Source organism: Nocardiopsis sp. L17-MgMaSL7 (genome assembly GCF_003182025.1).
Lineage (GTDB): Bacteria > Actinomycetota > Actinomycetes > Streptosporangiales > Streptosporangiaceae > Nocardiopsis > Nocardiopsis prasina.
This window is the reverse complement of sequence record NZ_QGTF01000026.1, coordinates 36,327-49,844: the sequence shown is the minus strand read 5'-3', so window position 1 is coordinate 49,844 and position 13,518 is coordinate 36,327. Positions and strand designations below refer to the sequence as shown.

Annotated in this window: 8 protein-coding genes and 1 pseudogene; 3 read left to right on the top strand and 6 right to left on the bottom strand. The window is 68.8% G+C overall.

The window, feature by feature from the left end:
• Positions 1-91: 91 nt before the first annotated feature.
• The 6 genes and pseudogenes from BDW27_RS26665 to BDW27_RS26635 form a co-directional block, all read right to left on the bottom strand.
• The gene (locus BDW27_RS26665; RefSeq protein WP_110052450.1) at positions 92-1,222 is read right to left on the bottom strand and encodes a DNA alkylation repair protein; all 1,131 of its coding nucleotides are present in this window, start codon (positions 1,220-1,222) and stop codon (positions 92-94) included.
• 448 nt (positions 1,223-1,670) lie between these two features.
• Positions 1,671-2,459: a succinate dehydrogenase/fumarate reductase iron-sulfur subunit gene (locus tag BDW27_RS26660; protein WP_110052449.1), complete on the bottom strand. Its 789-nt coding sequence runs from the start codon at positions 2,457-2,459 to the stop codon at positions 1,671-1,673.
• Positions 2,456-4,816, bottom strand: a complete 2,361-nt coding sequence (locus BDW27_RS27955; RefSeq protein ID WP_255421523.1) for a fumarate reductase/succinate dehydrogenase flavoprotein subunit — start codon at positions 4,814-4,816, stop codon at positions 2,456-2,458. The genes BDW27_RS26660 and BDW27_RS27955 overlap by 4 nt, the downstream gene beginning before the upstream one ends.
• Before the next feature lie 298 nt (positions 4,817-5,114).
• Positions 5,115-5,927, bottom strand: a complete 813-nt coding sequence (locus tag BDW27_RS26645) for a hypothetical protein (protein ID WP_040692653.1) — start codon at positions 5,925-5,927, stop codon at positions 5,115-5,117.
• A 678-nt stretch (positions 5,928-6,605) separates the two neighbouring features.
• A complete protein-coding gene (locus tag BDW27_RS26640) occupies positions 6,606-8,498 on the bottom strand; it encodes a glycosyltransferase family 1 protein (RefSeq protein ID WP_110052447.1) in 1,893 nt (630 codons plus the stop codon).
• A gap of 425 nt (positions 8,499-8,923) precedes the next feature.
• Positions 8,924-9,871, bottom strand: a pseudogene (locus BDW27_RS26635) (LysR family transcriptional regulator); the annotation flags it as partial.
• Positions 9,872-10,002: 131 nt separating this feature from the next.
• Here BDW27_RS26635 and BDW27_RS26630 point away from each other — a divergent pair.
• From BDW27_RS26630 to BDW27_RS26620, 3 genes are read left to right on the top strand one after another with little or no spacing between them, the layout of a single operon-like run.
• Entirely contained in the window at positions 10,003-10,653 is a 651-nt protein-coding gene (locus tag BDW27_RS26630; protein WP_083927415.1) for a succinate dehydrogenase cytochrome b subunit, read from the top strand.
• On the top strand, positions 10,654-12,600 hold the full coding sequence (locus tag BDW27_RS26625) for a fumarate reductase/succinate dehydrogenase flavoprotein subunit (RefSeq protein ID WP_049579567.1): 1,947 nt from the start codon (positions 10,654-10,656) through the stop codon (positions 12,598-12,600).
• Positions 12,597-13,343, top strand: coding sequence for a succinate dehydrogenase/fumarate reductase iron-sulfur subunit (locus tag BDW27_RS26620; protein WP_017542195.1), 747 nt, complete (start codon positions 12,597-12,599; stop codon positions 13,341-13,343). Before BDW27_RS26625 ends, BDW27_RS26620 begins: the two co-directional genes overlap by 4 nt.
• Positions 13,344-13,518 lie beyond the last annotated feature (175 nt).

Below are 13,518 nucleotides of genomic sequence, written 5' to 3'. Positions count from 1 at the left end.
ACCCACCCCCCCCCCCACCCCCCCCCCACCCCCCCACCCCCCCCCCCCCCCCCCCCCCCCCCCCTCAAGCCCCTCAAGCCCCTCAAGCCCCTCACCCCACACCCCTCAACTCGAACCCGACCTCCGCCTTCACCAACCCGTTCACCTGAACCTCCACCAGGTGTTTCCCCGGGTAGTAAGTCCTCGTCGTGATGGGGCGCACCGGATGCTTCTTCTCCAGACGCTTCCGCTCCCCGGCACCCAGCTCCAACGTCGTCCACTTGAACACTTTGGGACTGCGCCCTCCGTTGGCCCGAACATGGTGCACCACGTAATCCACAATCACCGTGTGGGGCCGGTCGTCCCTGTTCACGAGATCCACCCGCACCAGCAGCACCCCACCCAGTTCCAGCACCTCAGGGCTCAGGCCCAACCCCTCCACCCCCACCAGCTCACCGCCCGTGGCTCCGAGCAGCGCCAGAGCCCTCTGCTCCCCCTTCTTCACCAGGGTGCGCAGCGCGTGCCGGACGATCCATGCCGTCTCAGGGGTCGGGCTCTCCCGGGTCCACCGCTCGGCCACGTCCAGGACCAGCTCAGGGTGTTCCCTCGACATGTCGTTCAGGTTGTTGGCGACGGAGGTGCGCACGAACTTCGACGGGTCCGACCTCAACGCCTCCAGGACCTCCAGCACCGGCCCCGGGTCCTCGACGAACCTCGTCAACCTGCGGGCCCACGGCAACCGGGGACGGATCCCCTCACTGGCGAACCGGCGCACGTTGGAGTCAGGGTCGAGCGCGCAGGCCCGCATCAACTCCATGGTGGTCTCGTAGTGCCGCAGCACGAACGGCCGCACGGCGAACTCACTCGTGTGGCGCTTGGTGATCTCGACCAGGGCAGGCAGGGAGACCTCCGGGTGCTCCAGCCCGTACTCCTCCACGAACCGGGCCACCGCCATCAGGTGGAAGCCCTCGTTGAACATGCCCTCACCCTCACCCAGGGCTTCCGCCTCCAGAGAGGAGACCAGCACGCCGACGGCGCCCGGGTAGTCCTCGGGCAGACGGTCGCGCAGGCCCTTCGCCATCACCAGGACCCGTTCCTTGAGCTCCAGCGGCCCGACAAGCCCCGCGACCTCCACCGCGTACCCGTCGACGTCGAACCCCGGGTACACCCTGCGAATCGACTCGCCCAAGGCCCGTGCGCTCGCCCCGTCGAAATGGTTCTTGAGGCTGTACTCCCCGGCCATGGCACGTCTCCCGCCCGCACCCCGATCCGGTCGTCGTCCGTCCAACCGGGGCTCGGGGAGAGGCGACACCGGTGTCGGAACGGTCAAGCTATACCCGTGGTGCGACCGAAGTCGAGAATTCTGCATTCCAGTCCAAACACCCCAGACCTCTCAGGGCGACGGGTCACATTCCCCGCCGCCCTGGCGGCTTCAGCCTTTCAACTGCTTCAGGACTAGGAGCGAGTCTCACCCCTCCACCCTCGCTCCTAGTCCCTCCACCCCCGCCTCTTCACCCCGCCCCTGCACCTTTGTCCCGCGCCCGGGCACCCTCGTCCTTCGCCTCTCCACCTCCGCCCTTGCACCCTTGTTCCTCGCCCGGGCACCCTCGCCCCCTCACCCTCATCCCTGCGCTCTCCACCACTGGCCTCGGCCCTCAACCTTCCCCATCTCCTCCTACTCCTCTACTCCTCTACTCCTCCTTCGGGTGCCGGATGTTCGGAGCGATCGGGGTGTCCTTCGGCCGTCTGCCGATCTTCGACCCCAACCACACCAGCGGGTCGTACTTCCGGTCCACCACGCGCTCCTTCAGCGGGATCAGAGCGTTGTCCGTGATGTGAATCCCCTCGGGGCACACCTCCGTGCAGCACTTGGTGATGTTGCAGTAGCCGAGCCCGAACTCCTCCTGGGCCGTCTGGCGCCGATCCGCCGTGTCCTCGGGGTGCATCTCCAGCTCAGCGACCCGCATGAGGAACCTCGGCCCAGAGAAGTGCCCCTTGTTCTCTTCGTGGTCGCGGATCACGTGGCACACGTTGTTGCACAGGAAGCACTCAATGCACTTGCGGAACTCCTGCGAACGCTCCACGTCCGTCTGCCGCATTCGAAAGTCGCCCGGTTCCGTGTCCGCCGCCGGGGTGAACGACGGGATCTCCCGGGCCTTCGCGTAGTTGAAGGAGACGTCGCAGACCAGGTCCCGCACCACGGGGAAGGTGCGCATGGGGGTCACGGTGACGACCTCGTCGTCCTCGAACACACTCATCCTGGTCATGCAGGACAGGCGTGGTCGTCCGTTGATCTCCACCGAGCAGGAACCACACTTGCCCGCCTTGCAGTTCCACCGCACCGCCATGTCCGGTGTCTGGGTTGCCTGGAGCCGGTGCAGCACGTCCAGGACGACCTCGCCCTCGTTCACCTCCACCTGGTACTCCGTGAGCTCTCCCTCCGGTCCGCCGCGCCACACCCGGAACGTCCGTTCGCTCATGACGTGCCCTCCTCGCTCGTCCGTGCCCCTGGGTCACCGTCCGCACTGCCTGGGTCGTTCGCCCCGTCTGGGCCACCCGCACCCTCCGAGCTGCCCGCGCCGCCCCCGCCGCCCGAGCCACCCGCACCCTCCGAGCTGCCCGCGCCACCCGAGCCACTCGCACCTCCCGAGCCCTCCGCGCCCTCGGACTTGCTCGTCCCACCACCCGCACCGGCCGGATCGTCGTCGGGTAGCTCCTCCTTGGTCAGGTACTTGGCCAGCTCATCCCGATCGAAGAGTTCGAGAAGCTCACCGGGGATGTCCGCGATCGGAACCCGTTCCAGCTCCACACGCTGGTCAACCGCCCGGACCGACAGGTTCACCCGTCGCCACTCGGCCGACATCTCCGGATGGTCGTCTCGTGTGTGCCCGCCCCGGGACTCGGTGCGCTCCAGCGCCGCCCGGGCCACGGCCTCCGACACCAGGAGCATGTTGGGCAGGGCCAGCGCCAGGTGCCAGCCGGGGTTGTACACCCGATCTCCGGGTGCGCTGAGCATGTCCACCCGCTCGGCCAACCGCGCCAGCCGCTCCAGGGCCTCTTCCACCTCAGGGCCCTTGCGGATGATCCCGACCAGGTCGTTCATGGTGTCCTGGAGTTCGGAGTGGATCGCGTACGGGTTCTCCCCGGCACCCTGCTTGAGCGGGGCCAGCGACGAGGTGACCGCCTCAGCGGTCGCCCCAGCCAACACACTGCTCCCGAACCCCGCGCTGCTCGCGGACCCGCCATCGCTCCCGGACCCCGCGCTGCTCGCGGACCCGGCACTGCTCCCGAACCCCGCGCTTCTCCCGGATCCGACACCGCTCCCGAACCCCGCGCTGCTCGCGGACGCCGCGCTGCTCGCGGACCCGCCATCGCTCCCGGCCCTCACACTGCCCTGAGACCCCTCACCACCACCCTCCTCCTCCCCTTCCTCCCTCTTCTCTCTCTCCTCCCTCTCGTCCCTCTCGTCCCTCTCCAACTCCTCCTCCAACTCGTCCACATACGCGGCCGCACCCAGCCCCGCCCGGCGCCCGAACACCAACAAGTCGGACAGCGAGTTCCCGCCCAGCCGGTTGGAGCCGTGCATCCCGCCCGCCACCTCCCCGGCGGCGAACAGCCCGGGTACGTCAGAAGCGGCGGTGTCGGCGTCCACCCGCACCCCACCCATCACGTAGTGGCAGGTGGGGCCCACCTCCATGGGTTCAGCGGTGATATCCACGTCCGCCAGCTCCTTGAACTGGTGGTGCATCGAAGGCAACCGCCCTCGGATCTCCTCGGCGGGCAGCCGCGAGGACACGTCCAGGAACACGCCCCCGTGCGGGGAGCCTCGACCCGCCTTCACCTCGCTGTTGATGGCACGGGCCACCTCGTCCCGGGGCAGCAGCTCCGGCGGCCTGCGGTGCCTGGTCGGGTCGTCGTACCAGCCGTCCGCCTCCTCCTCGGTCTCCGCGTACTGCGACCGGAAGACGTCGGGCACGTAGTCGAACATGAACCGCTCGCCCCGGGAGTTGCGCAGTACGCCACCGTCGCCCCGCACGGACTCGGTGACGAGGATGCCCTTGACCGACGGGGGCCAGACCATCCCGGTGGGGTGGAACTGGACGAACTCCATGTTGATCAGCGAGGCCCCGGCGCGCAGCGCCAGGGCGTGCCCGTCCCCCGTGTACTCCCAGGAGTTGGACGTGGTGCGGAAGGCCTTGCCGATGCCGCCGGTGGCGAGGATGACGGTGGGGGCCTCGAACAGCACGAACCCGCCATCCACCCTCCGGTAGCCGAAGGCTCCGACGATCCGGCCGTCTTCGCCGCCCTCCCTGATCAGACTGGTCACGGCGGTCTCGGCGAACACCGTCAGGCGCTCATCCGGATTCCCGAACTCCGCTGCGTCGGCCTGCTGGAGTGCCACGATCCGTTGCTGGAGGGTGCGGATGAGTTCCAGCCCGGTGCGGTCGCCCACGTGAGCGAGCCGAGGGTACTCGTGCCCGCCGAAGTTGCGCTGGCTGATCCGTCCGTCCTCCGTGCGGTCGAACAGCGCACCCCAGTACTCCAGTTCCAGGATTCGTTCGGGGGCCTCTCTGGCGTGGAGTTCGGCCATACGCGGGTCGTTGAGGAACTTGCCGCCGCGCAGGGTGTCGCGGAAGTGCACCTTCCAGTTGTCGGCGGCGTTGGTGTTGCCGAGGGCCGCCGCGGCCCCGCCCTCCGCCATCACCGTGTGGGCCTTCCCGAAGAGCGACTTCGAGACGATCGCGGTGCGTTTGCCCTGTTCCCGGGCGGCGATGGCGGCGCGGAGCCCGGCACCGCCCGCCCCGATCACGACGACGTCGTATCGGTGCCTGGTGATCCCGTTCTCCTCCCCGTGCTTCGACCGGGGAGAGGGAGAGACGGAAGAAGTGGAGGAGGAAGAGGCGGACCGCGCGGAGGGGGTGTGTTCCGACGGCGCGGTGGCGAACGAAGCCCGTCCGGGACGCGTTGCGGGCTCGGAGCCGGAGCCGGAGCCGGAGCCGGAGTGCATCGCGGCCTTGGGGGGATCGGAGGCTTTGGGGGGTGTGGAGGCCGTAGGGGGTGTGGAGGCCTTGGGGGGCTCGATGGGCATGGGGACGTGTACTCCTTCACCACTCAGATGAGGATGTGTTCACCGCTCAGTTGAGGATGCGCAGGTCCGTGATGGTGCCGCTGGCGACCAGCGCGATGTAGGCGTCGGTGGCCATCAGCGACGCGATGCTCAACCAGCCGAACAACATGTGCCGGTTGTTCAGCGCGGAGGCCCGGGACCAGAGCCAGTAGCGGACCGGGCGCCCGCCGAAGCTGCGCAGTCGGCCGCCCATGATGTGCCGACACGAGTGGCACCCGAACGTGTAGCCCCACAGCAGCACCACGTTGGTGAGCATGATGAGGTTGCCGACCCCGATCCCGAACCCGCCCTCCGTGCCATGGAAGAACGGGACGAGCATGTCCCAGGTGTTGACCAGGACGACGGCCCCGGCGAAGTAGAAGAAGTACCGGTGCCCGTTCTGGGGGAGCATCAGCGGACGGGTCTCGCCCGTGTAGGTCCGGTGCGGCTCGCGCACCGCGCACGCGGTGGGTGCCTGCCAGACCGAGCGGTAGTAGGCCTTGCGGTAGTAGTAGCAGGTCACCCGGAACAGCAGCAGGATCGGCAGGCTGAGCAGGGCGTAGGGGAGGAACGGGGGGAACTCCCACGGCACGCGGCCGAACAGTGAGGCGTCGGGGACGCACTGTTGGGCGAGGCAGGGGGAGTAGAAGGGAGTCAGGTAGTGGTGTTCCTGGACCCAGTAGTGGTCCTGTTGGAACACCCGGGCCGCCCCGTAGACGAGAAAGGTGGCCAGGCCCAACGTCGTCAGTGTCGGGCTCAGCCACCATCGGTCGGTGCGCAGTGTTCGTTGGCTCAGGCGTGCCCGGCCGCCGCCGGGGCGCGCGTCGTGAGTGGGGGTCACCGTGGTCTCCACCTCCTGTGGAGAGCGGTCGGACCCGAAGACGGGGCGCGGACCCGTGCCTCCGGTGGCCGTGACCGCTCCCGGATGCTGGATCGCTGTGGGCGAGCAGTGCTGCGGGGGAAGCAGTAGCGAACCGGTCTGTTACGCAACGCTAGGCCGTTGTGATCACGGTCACGTTCCAGGTTAAGGAAAAGCGCCCAGATTTCATGTGATGTGCACCACTATTGAATTGTCATTTGTGCCTGTTCATGGTCGTAAATCCTTTATGTCGTCAAACTTCCTTTCGATAAACAGGATTCCTGTGTTATTGGAGTGGGCGCAGTTTTCCGAGTGCGACACCGCGCGGCTGCGCCCACCGGGGCTGCGCCCACCGGGGCTGCGCCCACCGGGGCTGCGCCCACCGGGGCCGTGCCCCAACTCCCATCACTCACCGGCTCACCGGCTCATTGCCCCATCGACCCACTCAGGCCGTCCCACGGCCCAGCGCCCTTGGGGGAAGTGCGATGGATGCCCTCACCGGGCACTCCGGCTGAGCCGATTCCACCAGGGCCCGCATCGCCCCCCCCGGGGGGTACACGGACCGACTCCACCGGTGTCCACCCGACCGCCCGCCACCCCCGTCACCCCTCTGTGCCCGAGCCTGGCCCCCGAGTCAGGGCCCCGAGCCTGGGCCCCTGGTCAGGGGACCAGCAGCGGGCTCGGCGCCTCCAGGAACTCCGCCGGAACCCGTACCCCCAGCTCGAACAGCCTGCGCAGGTGCGCCTGGTGACTGAACCGCTCACGCAGCACCTCGTGACCGATCCGCACCTGCCGGGCGTACCGTTCCTCGTCGCCCATCAGCGCCTCGATCTCCGCCCGGACACCCTCCGGCTCCGTGTAGAGCGCGGCGTCCCCGAACACCGGGGCGAAGGAGGGCGGGAGCAGCGTCGGCAGACCGACCGCGATCGCCTCCAACGGCGCCCGACCGAACGGCTCCAGGTGCCCCTGACCGGTGAAGTACACGTACGCGTCCAGCTCGTGCAGGAACTCGCGCGCGTCCACCGAGTCGAACGGGTGCGCGGTCCAGTGCGGGGGCAGTCCGCCCAGTGTCTGTTCGGCGAACCTCGTGCCGCCCAGCACGTGTGTCTCCCAACCGGGCAGCGCCGGGTAGGCGGCGGCCAGCGCCGCAGGGTCCCCCGGCCACTTGTCCCGGTCATCCCGCGAGTGGCGGCCGAGCAGCACCCGACCGTCCGGGTTCCGGCGCCCTCCCCGCCGCCACGCGTCGACGTCGATGACGTTGGTCCAGTCCTCGTCCGCCAGCGGAACCCCCGCCATCTCCGAGGAGTGGTGCAGGACCATCGCTTCGCGCACCCGCGGGCTGATCGGGTGCCAGCTGTGCTCGCCGAGCATGCTCGTGAAGCCCTTCACACAGCGGGCGACGTTCCACGCCTCGTTCGGGGCCTCCGCCTCGTGCGCGCCTTCCTCCATCCCGTACCGACGGTTCGGGGTCTGGTTGAGGACCACGATCCGTCGCGCCGCGTCCACCGTCGGCAGGACGTCCATCGGGCGCTGGCCGATCAGCGGGAAACGCACCACCAACAGGTCGCAGGTGACGCGTTCGTCCGGGGCGACGAAGCGCACCCGGTCGTTGTCGACGGCGGCCAGGATCTTGGGGTTGACCCCACGGGACTGGTCGGCGCGCAGCACCGGGTGGTGGACCAGACCGGTGGTCAGCCCCGCGTCACGCTGCGCGGTGATCTCCTGGAGGTTGCTGCCGGTGCTGCCGCCGGGCAGGCGGAAGTCCGACATCAGCACCACGTCGAAGTGCCGGGCCGCACGCGGCGCCCGGATACGGGCGGTCAGCAGCGAGGGAACGCCGGACGATCCCCGGGCCGCACGCGGGGCGGAGAGATCGGCCAGGTGAGCGTGGTCGCGGGCGCTCTCGGGCTGGCCCGTCGCACGGTGCCAGTTGGAGAGCGTCTTGTGGGCTTCGGCGCGTACGGCCGGGCTGGCCTCGGAGTCCGCGCCCAGCCCGCGCAGCCGTGCCAGCCCCAGGGAGCTGTAGCCGTTCCAGAGCAGGTCCTGTGCGGTGGCCAGGTTCCGTTCAGCCGGGGTCCGCGCCTCCTCCCGCTCCGTTCCCTCACTCGAACGCCCACCTGAGTGTCCACCCGAGTCTCCGGCCGAGTGCGCGCCGGAACGCCCCCCCGAATCCTCACCCGAGCGTCCCTCCGGGCTTCCACCCGACCCCACGGCCTGGTCCAGGGGCGCGGACACCCTGGCCTGCTGACGTTCGTGCCGGGCCCAGCCCTCCACGGTCCGGTCCGCGCAGGCGTCGGCGGCCTCCTGGATGGTCTGGCGCACCCGCACGTCCCGATCGCGGGCGAGGCTGACCTCGTCGTGGCGGTCGCGCGCCATCTCGTCGAGTTGAACGCGAACCTCCTCCATCTTCTCGGCGAGGGTTCTGCGTTCTCGGTCCACGGCGAAGACCACGCCCAGCGCGAGAACGGCGAGTCCCGCGAAGACCAGAGCCAGAGCCAGCCTGGGTGGGCTGAAGGCGACGGCCGCGGTGACCGCCACGACGGCGACAGACACGACCTGCGTACGGGAAATCGAACTGAGACTCATGACGCGACCACGTTCCGCATAGGGGATTACTGCCTCCCGCGCGGATCCGGTGGGGGACGACCGGCGGCGGGTGCCACCAAGGGTCGCCCAGAGGTGCGTCGTGGCGAAGGAACTCCGGTTCGGAGGAGCGTCGGTGACAGAGCAGCGCGAAGCGTCCGATACCGGATCTGTCCGGGCCGCTGATCACCGACCACAGACCGGGTGGGCCGGGAGACTCAGTTCGAAGGGGAGCCGCCTCCGTCAGCGGACTCCGGCCGCCCGTCAGCCGTGGGTCCACCCCCGCCCCCAGGCCCTTCCCCGCCCCTCTCCGGTCCCTCCCGCCGGTGGTCCTGTCCCAGCCCTTCCCACCGGCGGTCCTGTTCCCGTCCCTCCCACCGGCGTTCCTGCTCGGGGTCGCCCGCGTCGGCGGCGGCGATCAACACCTCCAGGTCCGGCCCCAGGTCCTCCGGCGACATCGCCAACAGGTACTCGTTGAGGTGGCGGCGGAAGGCCTCCGCCGAGTGGGACGGTTCCACGTCCTTGCGCCTGGCCAACGCCACTGTGCGCAGCAGCCTCGGCCGGGCCAGCGGTGTCCCCCTCAACCCCGGGCGGTTGCGCAGCACCATGCTCGGCACCACGGCCAGGCCCAGCCCCGCCTCCACGAACCGCAGCACGGCGTCCATCTCACCGCCCTCCACCGCCAGGTCCGGCTCGAAACCGGACGCGCGGCACGCACGCAACGTCGCCTCGCGGACGTCGTAACCGCGCCGGAACATCACCAGCGGGCGGTGCTCCAGCTCGGTGATGCGGATCGACGCCCGCCCGTTGGGGGACGGGCGGGAGGTCGGGCTGGCCACCACCAGGTTCTCCCTGAGGATCGGGGTGGTCGAGAAGTCCGGGTCGCTGCTCTGTAGTGGCAGGATGATGAGGGCCAGGTCCAGTTCCCCCCTCCCCAGATCCCGGATGAGGTCGCGGGAGCCGCTCTCCTCCACGTGGAGTTCGATCCCGGGGAAGCGCGTGTGGAAGTCCGAGAGCACGTCGGCCAGCAGTCCCGCGCACAGCGACGGGGTCGCTCCCAGGCGCACCCGTCCCCGCCGCACTCCAGCCAGCTCGGCCACCTCCCGGCGGGCCGTCTCAAGGTCGGTGAGGATGCGCTGGGCCAGCGGAAGGAGCGCCTCACCAGCGGGAGTGAGTGTGATGTTTCCCCGAGCACGACTGAATAACGGCGCGCCCAACTCGCGCTCAAGGCTCCGGATCTGTTTGCTCAAACTCGGCTGGGCGACGCGAGAAAGCTCTGCTGCGCGGGTGAAATGGCGCGTGCGGGCGACAGCGACGAAGTAGGCCAGCTGTTGGAACTGCATGGTCCATAGCCTACGGCTATCGACACCAGGGTCCCGATGACTTGGACGTCAGACTTAACTCGAATTTAAAGTGGCAGGCTGTGGCGAACAGTACCTTGACCAAGAAGCGGTCTACGGCCTACGGGTCCACGGTGGCGCTCAAGTCAGCAATGGCGGCCTCCGGTGCGATCCTTGTGCTGTATTTGATCGCGCACATGTACGGCAACCTGAAGGTCTTCGCGGGCCAGGAGGCCTTCGACGGCTACGCGCACGCACTGCGTGAGATCGGGTACCCGCTCCTTCCCGAGAGCGGTTTCCTCTGGATCTTCCGGATCGTGCTCCTCGCGAGCATCCTGATCCACATCTACTCCGCCGCGGTTCTGACGATCCGCGCGCGCAACGCCCGTGAGCAGCGCTACGTGGTGAAGAAGCGGGTCCAGCGGACCTACGCCTCCTACACCATGCGCTGGGGCGGTGTGCTGATCGCGCTCTTCGTGATCTTCCACATCCTCCACCTCACGGTCAACGTCGTCGCACCCGGCGGCAAGTCCGACAGTCCCTTCGAACGACTGGTGAACGGGTTCCAGCCCGAGTTCTGGTTCGTGACCCTGTTCTACGTCCTGGCCGTCATCGCCGTGGGATTCCACCTGCGGCACGGCATCTGGAGTGGCATGGCCACCCTCGGCGTCAACAAGGCCAGCCGCCAGAGCAAGATCAACGCCGTCGCCGTGGCGATCGCGCTGGTCGTGACGGTCGGCTTCCTGCTTCCGCCCCTGGCGGTCACCTTTGGACTGGTGAAGTAAATGCCTGAGAACGACCTCTACATCGAGGGCGCCCCGATCCGCGACGAGAAGGCGCCCGAGGGTCCGATCAACGAGCGCTGGGACCAGCGCCGTTTCTCGGCCAAGCTGGTCAACCCCGCGAACCGGCGCAAGCTCTCCGTCATCATCGTCGGCACCGGTCTGGCCGGTGCGGCCGCCGCGGCCACGATGGGCGAGGCGGGCTACAACGTCATCTCGTTCTGTTACCAGGACAGCCCGCGCCGCGCGCACTCCATCGCCGCGCAGGGTGGCATCAACGCCGCGAAGAACTACCGCAACGACGGCGACAGCATCCACCGCCTGTTCTACGACACGGTCAAGGGCGGCGACTTCCGCTCCCGTGAGTCGAACGTCTACCGCCTGGCCCAGACCAGCGTCGAGATCATCGACCAGTGTGTGGCCCAGGGCGTGCCGTTCGCCCGTGAGTACGGCGGTCTGCTCGACAACCGATCCTTCGGTGGCGTGCAGGTGTCCCGCACGTTCTACGCGCGCGGCCAGACGGGTCAGCAGCTGCTGATCGGCGCCTACCAGGCGCAGGAACGGCAGATCGCGGCGGGCACCGTTCAGATGAACACCCGCCACGAGATGCTCGAGGTCATCGTCGCGGACGGCAAGGCGCGCGGCATCATCGCCCGCGACATGGTCACCGGCGAGATCGAGACGCACTTCGCCGACGCCGTGGTCCTGGCCACCGGCGGCTACGGCAACGTGTTCTTCCTGTCGACCAACGCCATGGGCTCGAACGTCACCGCCGCGTGGCGTGCCCACCGCAAGGGCGCGCACTTCGCGAACCCCTGCTACACGCAGATCCACCCGACCTGCATCCCGGTCAGCGGCGACTACCAGTCCAAGCTGACCCTGATGAGCGAGTCGCTGCGCAACGACGGCCGGATCTGGGTGCCCAAGGAGGGCGGCGACGCCCGGGACCCGCGCCAGATCCCCGAGGACGAGCGCGACTACTACCTGGAGCGCATCTACCCGGCGTTCGGCAACCTGGTGCCGCGTGACATCGCGTCCCGCGCCGCCAAGAACGTCTGCGACGAGGGCCGCGGCGTCGGTCCCGGCGGCCTGGGCGTCTACCTGGACTTCGCCGACGCGATCGCCCGTCTGGGCAGGGACGCCGTCGAGGCCAAGTACGGCAACCTGTTCGACATGTACCAGCGCATCACCGGCGAGAACCCGTACGAGGTTCCGATGCGCATCTACCCGGCGGTGCACTACACCATGGGTGGTCTGTGGGTCGACTACGACCTCCAGAGCAGCATCCCGGGCCTGTTCGTGACCGGTGAGGCCAACTTCTCCGACCACGGTGCCAACCGCCTGGGTGCCAGCGCGCTGATGCAGGGTCTGGCGGACGGCTACTTCGTCCTGCCGAACACCATCAACGACTACCTGGCCGCGGGCCCGTTCGAGAAGCTGGACGAGAGCCACCCCGACGCCGTCAAGGCGAAGGAGGAGGTCACCTCCCGCATCGACAAGCTGCTCTCCATCAACGGTTCCCGCACCGTCGACTCCTTCCACAAGGAGCTCGGCCACATCATGTGGGACTACTGCGGCATGGAGCGCAACGAGGAGGGCCTGCGCAAGGCGATCGAGCTCATCCGTGAGCTGCGCGCCGAGTTCTGGCGCGACGTCAAGGTGCTGGGCACGAACGAGGAGCTCAACCAGGCTCTGGAGAAGGCCAACCGCGTGGCCGACTTCCTGGAGCTGGGCGAGCTCATGTGCATCGACGCCCTGCACCGCCGCGAGTCCTGCGGCGGCCACTTCCGCGCCGAGAGCCAGACCGAGGACGGCGAGGCCCTGCGCCACGACGACGAGTTCGCCTACGTCGCCGCGTGGGAGTTCGGTGGCGTTGACAGCAAGCCCGTGCTCCACAAGGAAGCCCTGGAGTACGAGTACGTCGAGATGAAGCAGCGGAGCTACAAGTGAACATCACCCTGCGCGTTTGGCGCCAGAAGGGCCGTGACGACGAAGGCCGGATGGTCACGTACAAGCTCACGGACGTCTCGCCGGACATGTCCTTCCTGGAGATGCTCGACGTCCTCAACGAGAAGCTCACTCTCGAGAACGAGGACCCGGTCGCCTTCGACCACGACTGCCGTGAGGGCATCTGTGGTGCCTGTGGCGTCGTGATCGACGGCGAGGCCCACGGCCCGGAGGTCACCACCACCTGCCAGCTGCACATGCGCAGCTTCAACGACGGCGACACCATCACGGTGGAGCCGTGGCGGGCCAAGGCCTTCCCGGTCGTGAAGGACCTGGTCGTGGACCGCGGGTCGTTCGACCGCATCATCCAGGCGGGCGGCTTCATCAGCGCCCCCACGGGTACCGCGCCGGACGCCCACGCCAACCCGATCCCGAAGCCGGACGCCGACCGCGCGTTCGACGCCGCGACCTGCATCGGCTGCGGCGCCTGCGTGGCGGCCTGCCCGAACGCCTCCGGCATGCTGTTCACCGCCGCGAAGGTCACCCACCTCGGCATGCTCCCGCAGGGGCAGCCGGAGCGGGCCTCGCGCGTGGTGAAGATGATCAACCAGCACGACCACGAGGACTTCGGCGGCTGCACCAACATCGGTGAGTGCGCGGCGGTCTGCCCCAAGGGCATTCCGCTGGACACGATCTCGCAGCTCAACCGCGACCTGCTGGGTTCGCTCAGCAAGGGCGTCGGCTAGTCCGACCCCTTCTCGCCGCACGGGCCGTACCCCTCGGGGTGCGGCCCGTCCGCGTTGGCCCACCACCGCTGGGACGGCCGGGGAGCCGAGCCGCCATGAGGCCAGGAGGCCACGAGGACTGCGGGAAGCTGCCAGGAGGACGGTGCGCCGGTCACAGAACCCCCGACCGACACCG

What these genes read in the sequence shown, in the direction of transcription:
- BDW27_RS26625 (WP_049579567.1), top strand. Translation starts at nt 10,654, where the DNA reads ATGCCTGAGAACGACCTCTACATCGAGGGCGCCCCGATCCGCGACGAG.
- BDW27_RS26665 (WP_110052450.1), bottom strand. Translation starts at nt 1,222, where the DNA reads ATGGCCGGGGAGTACAGCCTCAAGAACCATTTCGACGGGGCGAGCGCA.
- BDW27_RS26660 (WP_110052449.1), bottom strand. Translation starts at nt 2,459, where the DNA reads ATGAGCGAACGGACGTTCCGGGTGTGGCGCGGCGGACCGGAGGGAGAG.